At 57.7% G+C, this 14,641-nt stretch carries 9 protein-coding genes; 8 read left to right on the top strand and 1 reads right to left on the bottom strand.

What is annotated here, in order from left to right; translation table 11 throughout:
* Window positions 1-27: 27 nt before the first annotated feature.
* Entirely contained in the window at window positions 28-957 is a 930-nt protein-coding gene (locus tag AC05K6_RS08320) for a MaoC family dehydratase (protein ID WP_473963948.1), read from the top strand.
* 178 nt (window positions 958-1,135) lie between these two features.
* Here AC05K6_RS08320 and AC05K6_RS08315 read toward each other — a convergent pair whose 3' ends face one another.
* Window positions 1,136-2,641 (bottom strand): EsaB/YukD family protein, encoded by a 1,506-nt coding sequence (locus tag AC05K6_RS08315; RefSeq protein WP_476728293.1) that lies wholly within the window; start codon window positions 2,639-2,641, stop codon window positions 1,136-1,138.
* Window positions 2,642-2,758: 117 nt separating this feature from the next.
* Between AC05K6_RS08315 and eccCa the strand changes: the two genes are divergently transcribed.
* From eccCa to AC05K6_RS08280, 7 genes are all read left to right on the top strand, one after another.
* Window positions 2,759-6,814: a type VII secretion protein EccCa gene (gene eccCa, locus AC05K6_RS08310; protein WP_476728292.1), complete on the top strand. Its 4,056-nt coding sequence runs from the start codon at window positions 2,759-2,761 to the stop codon at window positions 6,812-6,814.
* Between the two features lie 276 nt (window positions 6,815-7,090).
* Complete coding sequence (locus AC05K6_RS08305) at window positions 7,091-7,792, top strand: hypothetical protein (protein WP_473963951.1); 702 nt, start codon at window positions 7,091-7,093, stop codon at window positions 7,790-7,792.
* Window positions 7,793-7,795: 3 nt separating this feature from the next.
* Complete coding sequence (locus tag AC05K6_RS08300) at window positions 7,796-8,113, top strand: hypothetical protein (RefSeq protein WP_448308356.1); 318 nt, start codon at window positions 7,796-7,798, stop codon at window positions 8,111-8,113.
* A 3-nt stretch (window positions 8,114-8,116) separates the two neighbouring features.
* Window positions 8,117-8,422, top strand: coding sequence for a WXG100 family type VII secretion target (locus AC05K6_RS08295; RefSeq protein ID WP_473963952.1), 306 nt, complete (start codon window positions 8,117-8,119; stop codon window positions 8,420-8,422).
* A gap of 160 nt (window positions 8,423-8,582) precedes the next feature.
* The gene (locus tag AC05K6_RS08290; protein ID WP_434817235.1) at window positions 8,583-8,918 is read left to right on the top strand and encodes a WXG100 family type VII secretion target; all 336 of its coding nucleotides are present in this window, start codon (window positions 8,583-8,585) and stop codon (window positions 8,916-8,918) included.
* Window positions 8,919-8,966: 48 nt separating this feature from the next.
* A complete protein-coding gene (locus tag AC05K6_RS08285) occupies window positions 8,967-9,260 on the top strand; it encodes a WXG100 family type VII secretion target (RefSeq protein ID WP_034966005.1) in 294 nt (97 codons plus the stop codon).
* An 80-nt stretch (window positions 9,261-9,340) separates the two neighbouring features.
* The gene (locus tag AC05K6_RS08280) at window positions 9,341-14,635 is read left to right on the top strand and encodes a DUF6531 domain-containing protein (RefSeq protein ID WP_476728291.1); all 5,295 of its coding nucleotides are present in this window, start codon (window positions 9,341-9,343) and stop codon (window positions 14,633-14,635) included.
* Window positions 14,636-14,641: the final 6 nt, after the last annotated feature.

Raw genomic sequence — 14,641 nt, 5'->3', positions numbered from 1 at the left:
GAGCTGTAGAGAAAGGAGCCACGACTAGTGGTTGACTACAAGAAGCTGGACTCCATCCCGGTTCTGATGGAGGAATACCGCAATGCAGTCAAGGATGTTGTTCCGGGTGTGGGTAGCTCCCGCAGCGCCAAGGAGAACCCAACGACTGCGTTCAAGGTTGAGGGCGTCAAGATCAACGTGCCCGAACTAGCGGCCTACAACGCGGCAACGGGTCTGCGTCTGCGCAACGAGCTGCCGCTGACGTACCCGTACGTGCTGAGCTTCCCTATCGTCATGAAGATCCTGACGGCCAAGGACTCCCCCGTCAACGCCGTGGGGCTGGTGCACCTGACCAACCGCATCGAGCAAACCCGCGACCTGACCGTGGATGACGTACTGGATATCCGCGTACACGCGGAGAACCTGCGCCCGCACACCAAGGGCGTGTTGCTGGATGTTGTCACCGTTGTCTCCGTAAACGGCGAGGACGTATGGAAGCAGACTAGTGGCTTCCTATCCAAGGGTGCGAAGCTGTCTAGCTCCTCCCCTTACAAGGATCAGCAGCCGACCGACGGCCGTATTCTGGAGCCGGCTGAGTTCGACGAGTACAACGCAACTCCTACCGCGAAGTACCGCGTGACCCCGGCGGATATTCAGGAGTACGCGCAGGCTTCGGGTGACAAGAATCCGATCCACGTCTCCGGCATTGGTGCGAAGGCGTTCGGCTTCCCGGCCGTCATCGCGCACGGAATGTGGTCCGCCGCCACGATGCTGCGTGGCTTGGAGGGTGTGCTGCCGTCCGCCGCACGTTTCAGCGTGGAATTCGCCAAGCCCGTTACGCTGCCGACCACCGTGGCATTCTTCGCCGAGGCTGCGGGCGACAAGGCCTACCCGCGCCCCAGCGAGTGGGATCTGCAGCTGCGCAAGGCTTCCAAGTTGAAGACTCTGCACGCAGTGGGCAAGATCGAGAGAATCTAGCCAAAATCTAGCCACCGTAAGTTGGGTGGACCGAACTGGCTGGACAGCTGCCAGTTAGATAACTCTCGGTAGAATACGCTGGTTCTAAAAGAGCTCGTGGTGCGTTCCTCGCGCCACGAGCTTTCTTTTATCTATCGCCAGAGTCCTAGTAGAACGACGCCTAACTGTAGAACGACGCCTAACTGACCGCCCAGTAGTAGGTCAGCACACCTTGCCCGATCAGGACGATTGGGATGAAAGCAAGGGACGCCACCACGTCAATGAATGTGATGACTTTGGCCATGCGAGCCTCGGCTAGTTCGTCCGGCTGACGATTTGCGATAAAGGCTAGAACAATCAGCGAGATGACGGTGACCAGGGCGGCTGCAGCCCATGGTTGCCAACTATCAGTAGCACCGTTGAAGACCCACGCATTCACACCAAACTCATCAGTGGAGTCCTTGCCAGTCTGCGTTTGGTCACCTGAGAGCCAATGCACGAAGCTGCCAGCGCTCATGGCGAGGCCGATGATTCCGGCGATGAGCAGAGGGCTAATGATGCGAGCATCCGAAAAGCCATTCGTACGCAGGATCAAGATGATCGCCAGCAGGGCTGCAATGAGCCCCTGTTGCCAGTAGCTGCTTGAGTTGAGAACAAGAACAATGAGGGCGCCCATGATTGTTGCGGCCCAGCTAATACCGCGACTAATTGCTTCAGTGCGCAGGGCGGCAGCGCGAATGGATTCGCGGCTAATGGATTCACCTGCGTCACTGCGACGCAGCATCGCGGCAAGCCCGGTGCTACTGATGGCAAGAGTCGACGTGGTCAGTAGCATCGCAATAGGCAGCCAGGCTGTCCACGCACCCAGCGCAAAAGGACTTGCTCCAAGGAAGGTTGCCAGGCCGAAGACCGCCGCAGCAATGGCGACGATTCCGGCTGCAACCGCTGTAGCTGTCGCTTGCCTACTCAGCGCGATCCAAGCTGCGATGGCTGTACAGAGCGCAGTGATACTGATCGTCCAGGCTAGCCCTGGCGCACTTTCCACGGGGCGTAACACGGCTGCGGAGACAATGAACCCGAAGATAGGCAGGGCCCACGCCAACTTCTGTGCCCACGGACGGGGCTTCCACAGGGCAATCCCGATTGCCAGGAGGGTCAGGATAGTAGCGGTCACGACGCTTGTGATTCGACCTGAGTTCCACGCCTCCACAACGTGTCCGCCGGCTGACGAGCTATGCCCAAAGCCAAGCCCTGCGAGACTACTACCCCACACACCCTTGAGTGCGACGAAGCCAACCAACGTAATAGTGGCCAACATAGTTGCCAGCAGTCCATCCGTGCGGGTGGTTCCAGACCACGCAAACTGGGAGGCTCCAATGGTGCTGCGCATTTCGGCCATGATGTCATCGACAAATGGTGCGTGGGCGGCTTCAGCTCGCTGCGACAGGTAAAGCTTGTGCCCGTCCAGCACCTCATAGTCTTCGAGAGAGCGTTCAGCGTTGATAATCCCCGTTTCTGGGGAGGACAATACCCACAGGTGCGCGGTAGCTTCCACGTCTGCGGTAAATTTGGAATCTGCTACTCGTCCCCGGAACAGTTCCACCACGTCATCGAGGTAGTCGATAACGGGCCTGTGTGCTGGGAGGCTGACATCCAGTTGATGGTCTTGCCAAAACACACTTAATCTCACAAACATCGCAGACATAGTAGTAATGATTACATGGATTGTCGTGTGGCACGTGGCTGGGTGCCCTTGTATGCGCCTAGTGGCCGATTGTCCTGTTGATCCCCGATACGTGCGTAGAGAGTTTTTGCTGAAGTAATGTCCACCAAAATTATTCACCGTCCGGCCCGCGCGAATCGAGCCATAATGCCACAAGGGCCGTTGGAGTTGGCTCAGATTCCAACGATCCGTTCCAATGGCGCGGCGGCGAATGCGGTTACGTTCCTGCTACCAGTTATTGGTGGCATGGGCATGGTGCTCATGATGATGTCGTCCGGCAACCCTATCCGCATGGCCATTGGCTCGGTGATGTTCGTGATGGTGATTGTCAGCGCGCTGGTGATGTTCGCGCGTTCGCGCACGGGCAAGCGCAAGGAGGCCGAAACAGCCCGCGTTCGTTTCTTGGAGCACCTGAAGGAAATGGAGGCGAAGGCAAAAGACAAGGCAACTGAGCAACAAAAAGTCGCAGCAATGCGCAGCCCCGAGCCAGGCGCGCTGCAGGATGCCATTCGAAATCCCTTCCGTCTGTGGGAGCGGCGTCGTGGTGACGAAGATGTTTTGGTCACCCGCATCGGATCAGGAACGTGCCAACTGGCGTGCGGCATCAAGGTGAAGGAGGCCACGGATCCGTTGGCCATTCCGGAGCCGATCTCCCAAGCGCACGCCGAACGCATGCTGAAGCGCACTCAAACCGTGGAGAATACTCCCATCGCCATTCCCGCCCGTGGTGTGGTCAGTTTGGTGGGATCTCCACAGCTGACAACGGAGGCCCTCCGCACGATTGTCACCCAGGCGGCGGTGTTTCATGCTCCTGACGATGTGCGTTTCCACTTTGCATTGCCGTTGGCTGATCATGCGGATACGGCAGATTGGGCGCTGTGGCTTCCTCACGTCTTGAGTGAGGACGAGTTTGATGGCCCTCTGGGTAAGCGCCAGGTGAGCCACGATGAAACTTCCGCCCAATCGTTGCTTCAGGAGGTGGAGCGCCGCAATGACGAGTTGAAGGAGCGCGCCCGGTACCAAATGAGGTCTCTGGAGGAGCCTTTCATTGTGGTGGTGCTGAACATGGACTCCGAGCATGGGCGCTGGCTGGAGGGCCAGTTGTCTCAGGTGTTGAGCCTGGAGAAGGCCCGTATTGCTGTGCTGGCCACGTCTCTGCGTCAGCAGGATGAGCCGAGCCACGTGGACGTCCGTGTATCCATTGAGGATTCCCGCGAATTCCAGGTTCAGCTGATCGACCGTGGTGAGGTGCGCGAGCCCAAACCTGGCGAGGATGGCTTTGTAGAGCGCATGCTGTATGGAGGCTTCCGTGGCCGGTTGGATCAGGTCTCCCCTGCCTTAGCGGAATCCGTGGCGCGTTCGCTTTCACCTCTACGCTTGGTGGAGGATGCCACGCCCGACGCTCCGCTTGAACAGACCATCGGCTTGGATGCGATGCTAGGCATTGATGACTTTGCTACCTACGACATTGCCCACCAATGGAGTCCGGGCGGCGCGGATGAGTTCTTGAAGGTGCCTTTCGGAATCGACGCCGAAGCGCAACCGATCTACCTAGATATTAAGGAATCGGCGAGATCCGGAATGGGTCCGCACGGCCTATGTGTGGGTGCGACCGGTTCGGGTAAGTCTGAGGTGTTGCGCACCATCGTTTTGGCTCAGGTCATCAACCATCATCCCGATCAGCTGTCGCTGGTTCTGGTGGACTTTAAGGGTGGCGCGACCTTTGCCGGCTTGGAGCCACTCCCTCACACGGCTGCGGTGGTGGATAACTTGGCGGACGAGGCTGGCTTGGTGGATCGCCTGCATGATTCAATTTTGGGCGAGATTCAGCGTCGCCAGCATGTTCTACAAAAGGCTGGCAACTTGGCCAATGTTGCGGAGTACAACGCCATTCGACAAAAGCAGATCGACCAGGATGGCTCAACCTCTATGGATCCTCTGCCTGTCCTGTTTGTGGTGATCGATGAGTTTGGTGAGCTTCTGGCAGCCAAGCCGGAGTTTATCGAATTGTTTGTGCAGATCGGGCGCATCGGCCGTTCCATTGGCGTGCACCTTCTCTTGGCTTCTCAGCGTTTGGAGGAAGGCCGCCTGCGCGGCTTGGAGTCTTACTTGTCCTACCGTATTGGCCTGCGTACGTTTTCCGCGTCCGAATCTCGCACGGCCATTGGTTCCACGGCAGCCCACGAGCTTCCCCCAATTCCCGGTTCGGGTTATTTGAAGGTGGATCCGGATATCTTTGACCGCTTTAAGGCCGCTTATGTGTCGGGACCGTACACGTCCTCCGCATCCCAGGAGGAGCGCGAGCTTCCACCTGTTCCGATGCCTCTGGAGCTAGAGAATACGACGGAAAGCTGGCTGCAGCAGCGTGTTGAGGCTCACCAGCTCTCGCTGGCTACGAATGCCAAGAGGTCGGCGGATATCCAACCGACGGTAGAGCCGACTACGACGTTGGAGCTGGTTGTGTCCCGCTTGATCCCCGCTGCGGAACCTACCCGTCAGATTTGGCTTCCTCCGGTTCCTGACAGGATCGATCTTGGCTCGGCGTTGGGCCAGGTAGAGCTCACATCTGACCGCGGCATGCGTGCTCAGCGCACCGGTCAACTGCAGATTCCTCTGGGGCTAAAGGATAAGCCTTTGGAGCAGTGGCAGGGCCCGCTTGTTGTCGATTTGGCGGGTTCGCAGGGCAATGTCGCTATCATGGGTGCTCCGCAATCTGGCAAGACGACAACGGTGAAGTCTCTGGTTCTGGCCACGGCTCTGACGCACACTCCTGCGGAAGTGTCCATGTACATCGCGGACCTGAATGGTTCGGCGTTCACCGCGTTTGCAGAGCTTCCTCATGTTGGTGATGTGGCAACTCGTTTTGATGAGGATAAGCTGCGCCGCATGTTTTCTGAGATGCTGCAGTTCCTCGCCGATCGCGAGCGTATTTTCGCTGAGCATCGCTTGTCCAGCGTGGAAGATTTGCGGGTTGCACACGCGGCGGGTCGTCTTCCGGAGCTGCCCAGCGCGGATGTCTTCCTCATTATCGATGGCTGGGCCACTCTTCGTCATGACTTTGAGGATCTGGCAGAGCAGGCTCAGAACTTGGCTGCCCGTGGCCTGGGCTATGGCGTACACGTGGTGTTTGCAACGGGACGCTGGGCAGATTTCCGACTGCAACTGCAGGCTGTAATTGGCACAAAGCTGGAACATCGCCTGAATGATCCTCTGGATTCTTCAATCGGGAAGAAGCCACAAGAACAGTTGGCGGGTCAGCCGACGGGTCGCATTTTGTCGGCGGACAAGCTGTTCTCCCATGTGGCAAGCCCTGTGCTGAACCAGCCAGATGTGGTTCGGGAGCAGTCCATGCAGGCGTTGATTTCCGCGATTGCTCAAGCAAGCCCATTTAAGAATGCGCCTGCGGTACGCATGTTGCCGGAGAAGGTAATGCTGCAGGAGTTGATTGAGGCCAGCGGCGGTCAGCCTGCTGTGGTGGCGTTGGCGGAATCAACGTTGCAGCCGGTGCGCTTCGATTTGGATGGCGCTCAGCGTCATTTGTTCATTGTGGGTGAGCATGCGTCAGGCAAGACTACGGCGCTTCGCGCGTTGATGTCGGAGGCAATTCGTGGCAAGCAACCGGGCCAGGTGATGTTTGGTATTTTCGACGCCCGCCGCACCTTGCTTGGCGAGTGTCCTGAGGAGTTCCTGGGTGAGTACGCGGGCACAAAATCCGCGGCGGAGTTATTGGCAAAAGGTATCGCTAAGGAGCTGGAGAGGCGTTTGCCCCCTGCGGATGTAACGCAGGAACAATTGCGCAATCGGTCGTGGTGGCAAGGCCCCGAAATCTACATTGTGGTGGATGACTTCGAGCAGTTCGAGGGAACCAATAACCCGCTCCGGCCACTGGTGCCCTTCCTCTCCCATGGCACAGATATTGGTCTTCACGTGTGGATTGCACGCCGCGCGGCTGGTGTGTCGAGAGCCACGTATGACACTTTTGCACAAGGCATCCGGGACAACGGTGCAAATGGTTTGCTGCTCAGCGGCGAGAAGCAAGAAGGTGCTGTATGGCCAAAGGTCTATCTGCAGCAGCTCCCGGCTGGCCGCGCACAGTGGGTGCGTGGCTCGGGCCGTGTGGAGTTGGTCCAACTTGGTTTCTGCTCCCCCAATTAGAGGGCACCATAGGTAAACCTAAAGCGAACTGCACCTTATATAAACCTAATTTTCAAATAAGATTTCGTCCGGCGGTTAGTACAAAATATTATCTAAACATACCCAAACTGTGTCACCACACCTGCAGATTTCCTAGTGCTCAGGATTCTCTAATAAGGGGCTCCGCCTTCCCCTTTAATTGAAGTTTGCAATGCAATCTGGGGGCTCAGCTGGCATCCTCGAAGAGGTATTCAAGATTGACGGTGCGATTGAGTGAATTAAAGAGGAGAAGGCTTTATGGCCAATTCGGTCACCTCGCCTGTGCGGTTCCACCCGGACGCCCCACGTCCACGGTTCCTTTGGCAAGCCTCCCTACCCACCAACTGGGTTCGTATTGACACCCATCCAGAGGCTTCACCACACCGTTTGTCCCAGATCGCGGAGAATTACATTCCTGGCCATCGCTTGAAGCGAGCCGAACAAAAGCTGGTGCTTCAGCAGCTCGAGCAGCTGGTTAAGGCTGCCCGCGATGGAAACATTCTACTAACGCTCATCCTCCCTGGCCTGTCGGAGGATGGGGAGGCAACTTCGGCCACACTGCTCTTGCGGTGGTACGACAGCTCCCCTGAGTTTGCTAGCCTGCGCACCGTGGAGCAGGCATTTTCTACGAAGGACGCGACCACACAACAGTGCACAACCCCTAAGGGAACGGCCTATCTGTATTCATCCAACACCACTCAGACAGGTCCAATATCTCAGCGGCGCAAGACATTTAACCACCAGGCGTTTCTTCCCATTCCCTCCACCACCTGGACGCTGGTCATTTCTGGAACGGCTCCAGATGAGGAGACTGGTGAATTGCTGGGCAACATCGTAAAGCGTGTGGCCAACAGTGTTCAGGCACATCCAGAGACGTTGGGTGAAACGTTTGAAGGTCTGGATCTACTCGATTCGAATTTCTTCGCTGGTAGCCAGGAAGCTTTGCAGGAACAGGAGTAAGGCATGTCCGATTTCATTCAAGTCCCTTTGCAATCTCTGCGTGATATTGCAAACAATCTCGCCGGAATGAAGGCCGATCTAGAAGGCGATAAGACCGGTGCCGACCTTCTGTCCGGTGTGGACACCGTCCACGGCCACAAGATCCAGCAGGCAGTGGCCGAATACTTCGGCGAGTGGGATGGCCCACGCAAGCGCCTTCTAGAAAACGTCGGGAAGTTGGGCGATGTGTCGGGAAAGATCGCCGACGTCACTCAGCAATACGATGACGAATCTGCAAATGGTTTCAACCAGTTTGCCGCCAAGCTCAAGGGAAAGGAATAGCACATGTCTGGCGCTACGTTTTATGCGTTCCGCGATTCGGCGGCAGATTCCACAAAGGGCGATATCAATACGGTGATGGGCGAAATCGCGAATACCTTGGAAGACATCGACAACTCGATTGAAGATCTTCGTGGCGGTTGGGAGGCTACTGAGGCCGATGCGTACTACGAGATCATCACCAAGTGGAAAGAAGGCGCCAGCAATTTGAAGGACGTCCTCGCGGACGTTCAAGATGCCTTACAAAACATGAAAGATGGCAATACACAGCTTCGCGAAGGAATTTCCAAAGTGCTTGATGAAACCAGTTAGCTCAGTTAGCTAATGTCACGCGCGGGGTGCATGCGGGTGAAGGTCGGAAATCTTCTCTCGCGTTTGTTATTCCAGCACCGAACTGACTGCGCACCAACCTGTACAAGTTTTTCACCACTATTGACGAGCCCGAGTTGTCGGACTCGCGCAAGGAGTAATCATGGGTAGCGAACACCTTTCCGTTGAACACAGTGCCGTTTCTGGTCACGTATCTTCTCTGCAGACCAACCACCAGAACCTAATGGATCAGTCTTCTAAGTTCTTGGAGGCTTTGGAGCCGTTGAAGGGATCCTGGAAAGGATCCTCTGTTGGCGCTTGGGACAATATGACTCAGGCATGGTCGGACAACATGGATCAAGTTAAGCAGGCTTTGGAAGAGCTGACAGGTCGCGTTGATGAAGCTGGCAAGTCCTACCAGTCGGGTGAGGAAGAGCAGACCAACGCGCTGCAGCAAAAATTCGCCGGCATGAATTTCCAGCAGGGCAACATTCTCTAACCAACCACTGTCACCACATCTTCATTCGTAGAAAGGTTAACGTCCACTATGGCTGTGTATGCATACAACAATTCCGATGCCGAGTCCACGTCTGGCGATCTCAATGGCGTGATGAACCAGATCGAGTCCACCCTGTCGGAGATGGATTCTGATATTCGCAAGCTTGCTTCCAGTTGGGAAGGCTCCGAGCAGGAGGAATACTCCCAGGTTCACGGTAAGTGGTCTTCCGCTGCACATAACCTGAAGGAAATTCTGGGCCAGATTCGCGGCGCGCTGGACGAAAACACCCAGTCTGTCGCTGAAACTCGTGGTCGCGCTTCCCAAGCCATCGCTGGTTCCTAAGAGGGCTAGACCTTCTAGCCTCATCTTTCTATTTCCCCTTTTCTTTAGACCTGATTAAGACCAGAGGATTTTAGCCCGTCATGCCTGCACTGCCGCTGCTTCCTTTTGCTACGTACGCCGTTAAAAACTTCCACATTGGTGGAAACGTTGTCGCAGTCGGCGAGTCCGCGCGCCGGTATACCCATTTTGGCTCCCAAGCGTCGCTTGCCGCATCTGCCATGCGGACTATCAATGATGGCGGGTTCGAAGGCTCTGAAGGCGACCGTTTCAAGGAACTGCTAAATGCAGACTTCCCTAGCCACCTGGATGTCACCGGCGAGTCACATTCTGGTGTTGGGCGAGCCATCGGTCTTTATGAAAGTGCATTGCAGACTGCCCAAACTGAGATGGGCACGCTGGCTGGCACGGCAATGGGTACTCACGCTGAGCACCAGGCGGCAGTTGTGGCGTTTAATGCTGCTGAGGCCAATGCCGCGCGTGCTCGCGTAACGGCAACTGCTGCAGCCGCTACGGCAGTGGGCACCGCAATGGTTCCTGGTGTTGGCGCTGCCACAGCAGCAGCTGCGGCATCAGCTGAGACAGAGGCAAATGCCGCTCACACTGCGATGGAAGCCGCACGGCTCAAGTTGGATACCATACGCGCTGTCTGGGATGGTCATATTTCATCGTCCGATACCATTAAAGCCACTCTCGGCGGAGAAGTTGATTCCGCGGTAAGCATTATCGCAACGCAGGCCAGGGCAGACTTTGACGATAATCCGAACTGGCTGGAGCGTGCATGGCAGAAGACCAAGGATTGGGTGTCTGACCATGCCGACGTTCTCGCCGCTATTTCTGACATCATGCAGATTGTCGGTTCCGTTTTGCTTCTTGTTCCTGGCCTTCAGGCAATCGGCGCTGGCCTGTTGATTGCTGGCATTGGGCTGAAGGCTTTGCTCGCTGCAACGGGCAATGCGTCGTGGGGTGAGGTACTTTTCGATGTCGTCACATCGCTACCGTTTGCGGGCATCGCCAAATTCGCTAAGGCTGGAAAACTTGGATCCACGATCGCCAACGCGACAAAGGGCATGGGCAAGGCAGCGTCCGCTGTAAAGGCGGCGGCGAAGTCCGGTGCCAACTCGGCTGCACTGAAGATGGCGAATGGAGCCAGCCGTGTCGCAGGCGAGGCTGGCGAAAAGTTCGCCAAGTCTGCCTATTCAAAGATCACCCGCGGTGGCCAGATTTGCTTCGCTGCTGAGCCTGTCGATATGGCGACGGGCAACATGGTCGATTTCACTCAAGACATCAACATCCCTGGCATCTTGCCGCTGATCATCGACCGAAACGCTAATTCTGCGCACGAGTTGGGACGAGCTTTGGGCTCCAAGTGGGTCTCGCGCATGGATGTACATATTGAGATCTTGGATGACGAAGTCCTCATGGTCTCCCCCGATGGTGCACTTTTGACGTTCCCTCCAGCCCCAACGGACGGATCCGAGGTCCGCGCGGACGGCCGCGCGTGGCTGCTTTCGTTTGCAGATGGTGCTTACCGCGTGCGCAATGTCGCGGAGGGAATCACCTACGTTTTTTCTGTTTCTGGTGACGGGAGCTACGTCACTACATCGGGTGTGGAGGACCGCTCCCCTGCAGCTGGTGGACACTCGGCTGGCGCGGGGTTGCGCACCGGTTCTTTCGCCGCTGATCTTGGTCTGGGCTTCACCGTTGGTGTCACGGCATTGGTCCATCACACGGGCGCGGCCATCACGTACTCGTGGGATCAGGCCACTGGCCAGATGCGAGATATCACGCGCAGCGATGGAACTCATTTGTCTTTGGTCTGGGATCACGCTACGAATCGTGTGGCTTCCATTTGGGTTGATAACCAGCAGACTCACCCTGACGAAGCACCTCAGCGGCTGATCTCTTATGAGTACGACGCTGCAGGTCAACTCATTCGCGTGGTGAACTCCCATGCTGGTGTGTTGAGCTACTTCTACGATGAGCAAGGCCGTACTGCTGGTTGGCGTGACCGGAATGGTGCTGCGTATCACTACCGCTACGATGACCACGGCCGCGTCACCGCCCAAGTCGGCACCGGTGGTATGTTCCCCAACATCCTCTACTGGGGCGACGACACCGGCGACGACGCGCCACTTGGTGGCACCGTCTGCGTGCTCATCGAAACCGCCGGCGACTTCACCGGTGACCCCCTAGACACCGACGACAGCGTCGTTGAAACCTACCTCGACCGGCTCCACAACCTCCCCCTCTACCAAGCCCTCCTCAACGGTGGACTAAACGAAGCAGGCCTCACCGGCCGCGGCCGCACCACCAACCGCGACACCACCGACTGGACCATCCCCACCGACTGGCTGACAGACGACCTCCTCGGCGACATCCGCCCCACCGTCTACCGCGCCACCGCCTCCGGCGACGTCTGGCGCATCATCACCCCCGAAGGCGCAATCCAAGACACCACCTACACCGACCACCACCTCCCAGCCACCGTTACCAACGCGGCTGGTGCCACCACCTGCTACACCTACGACGACAACGACCTCATCGTCGACACCACCTACCCCGACGGGACCACCACAACCATCGAACCCGGCACCTGGGGCATGCCCGTACGCATCACCGACCGCGACGGACACACCACCGACTACCAAGTCGACACCTTCGGCATGACCACCGCCATCACCACCGCCGACGGAGCCACCACCACCTACACCTACGACTACCGTGTCTCCGGCATCACCCCTGCCAGCATCACCAACCCCGATGGGGCCACCACCCACATCGACTGCGATAACGCCGGCCGCACCATCGCCATCACCGACCCCGCCGGCCGACGTACCAGCCACACCCTCAACGTACGAGGCCTTATCACCGACACCCTCGACCCCGACGGCAACACCACCCGTATCGACTACACCCCCGAAGGCTGGCCCACCACACTCACCCACCCTGATGGCACCACCCTCGCCGCCACCTACGACGGCGAAGGCAACCAACTGACCACCACCAACGAAACCGGTGCGACCACCACAACCACCTACACCGTCTTCGACAAACCCATCACCACCACCGACGCCACCGGCGCGACCACCACCATCACCTACAACACCCAAATGCAACCCGTGGCCATCACCAACGCCGACGGCCACACCTGGACCTACACCTACAACCTCGACGGGAACATCACCCAACAAACCGACTACAACGGCATCGTCACCACCAACACCACCAGCCCCGACGGACTCGTCTCCGCAGTCACCACCCCAGCGGGAACAACCACCACCACCTACAACCAACTAGGCCTTGCCACCAGCGTTGAGGATGCCTCCGGCACCACACTGTTTGACTACGATCCCTTCGGTCGCCTGACCAGCATCACTAACCCGGCTGCGACCGTCACCTACACCCGCGATACCTACGGCCGAGCCATTGCTGAAACCACACGCCTGGCCAGTGGCGAAGAAACCCGCCACACTATCGAGCTCTCCGCCACGGGCATGGTCACCGGCGAACACCTCACCTTACCTGTTGCTGGCACCATCACCACCGGCTACGGGCGCAATGCTGCCGGTGAGATCACCACCAGCACCATCACCCAACACACCACCCCAAATACCACCGACGGTTCAGCCCTACACCTACCTACCGGTGACGCCGACACTGGTCGCCTGCTTGCCGAGCTGACCTACACCACCAACACCCGCGGCCACCGCGCCACCACCGCCATCGACAACCTGGTACGCACCATTGACATCGACACCCGTGGGCGCATCACCGGTGACCACACCAACCTATTGGATTCGGCAACACCTGGCGGGCTAGCCCCTGTTGCTGGTCGTGACTTCACCTGGCGAGCAGACTCCACCCTCACCGCCATCACCGACCAACTGCGTGGCACCACGCGTTTCACCGTCGATGCTATCGGCCGTGCTACCAGTGCGACCCGCACACCCCACACCAACCCCAGTGACCGGGGCTCCACCCCACCGCACACCACGACACACACCCCTGCACGAGCAGGCACTCCAGCACAATCAGGCTCTGCCACCGGGGTTTCCGCCCAGGAAAACTACTCCTTCACCCCGGCAGGTGTGCTGGCCTCTACTGCTGACGGGGTCATCGACTACCACAACACCCTGCCGGTCAAAGTCGGCCGGACAACCTACACCTACGACGCTGCAGGACGTATCACCCGCACGGTAACCAAACGTCTGGGTAAGAAACCGTTGGTTCATCGCTTCTTCTACGCCACCGGTGAACAACCCATCGGCTTTACCTCCTCCGATGAACCAACCACCGGTTACCGCTACGTCTACGACGGTCTCGGCCGACGTGTCGCCAAAGACACCATCAACACCACCACCGGAGAAGTTGTCCACCGTGACGTGTTCACCCACACCGGCAACCAACTCGCAGCCGTCACCACCACCGTCGACACCACCACCCCGGCATGTGTGGGTGAAGGCTACGTGTGGACTACTGACCCGGCCACTGGTGCCACACACGGCCAGATCGCACTAACCAGTGGCACCGGTGACACCACCGACACTCCGGTGAACCCTGCGGCTGGTTGGTCGCAGGCCCGGGTTGATGCGACGTTCTACGCCCTGGTGTGCGACCTAGCCGGAGCGCCTCAGGAACTGATCAACACCACCACCGGTATCGTCGAAGGACACACCACCCAAACCCTGTACGGCAAACGCTCGTGGACTGGTCGATGCGCCAGCCCGTTGTTGTTTGCAGGCCAGTACGAGGATGTGGAATCCGGGTGGGCGTACAACCGGTTCCGCTACTACAACCCCACCCTGGGTGCCTACAACGCCCAAGACCCACTAGGGCTTGCTCCACGACTCGCATCGGCACAGGGGTATGTCGACCACGCAGCATTCTGGGTGGATGTACTCGGGTTGCAGGGCGCATCTAGCCATATTTCTGAAGCAAGTAAGAAGGTGGGACTACCTCAGACCGTCCAAGGAACAACGATGAAGCGATATGGAAGCTCGCCTGTAGGTGGGCACCATATTCCAGCTAAGGCAAACTACAATAACACAGTCAATAGCGCTGCTCACCAAAGAGATGCGCCGGCGATTCCAATAAGCGAGCTTTCGAACTCAAACAATCCAGCAACTGGCAACCTGCTTCATCGTGAGATTACAGCCGCTCAACAGAGCAAGTATAATGAATATGCGTCCACGTTCAATCCAGAAAAAGACGTCTACACGTGGGACCAAGTAAGAGAAATCGAGGTCGAGGCGCATAAGGCTGTGGGATTTAGCACTGAAACAGCGCAGGCCTACGTCGACTTTGGAATTGATCAGCTTAAAGCCCAAGGAGTGACCAACCCGACCAATATACCTTGGAACCCAGGTCTAATCTAGAAGGCA

It is taken from the genome of Corynebacterium sp. TUM25020 (assembly GCF_056388495.1).
Note: the sequence above shows the minus strand (reverse complement) of the source record. Positions and strands in the feature narration are given on the sequence as shown.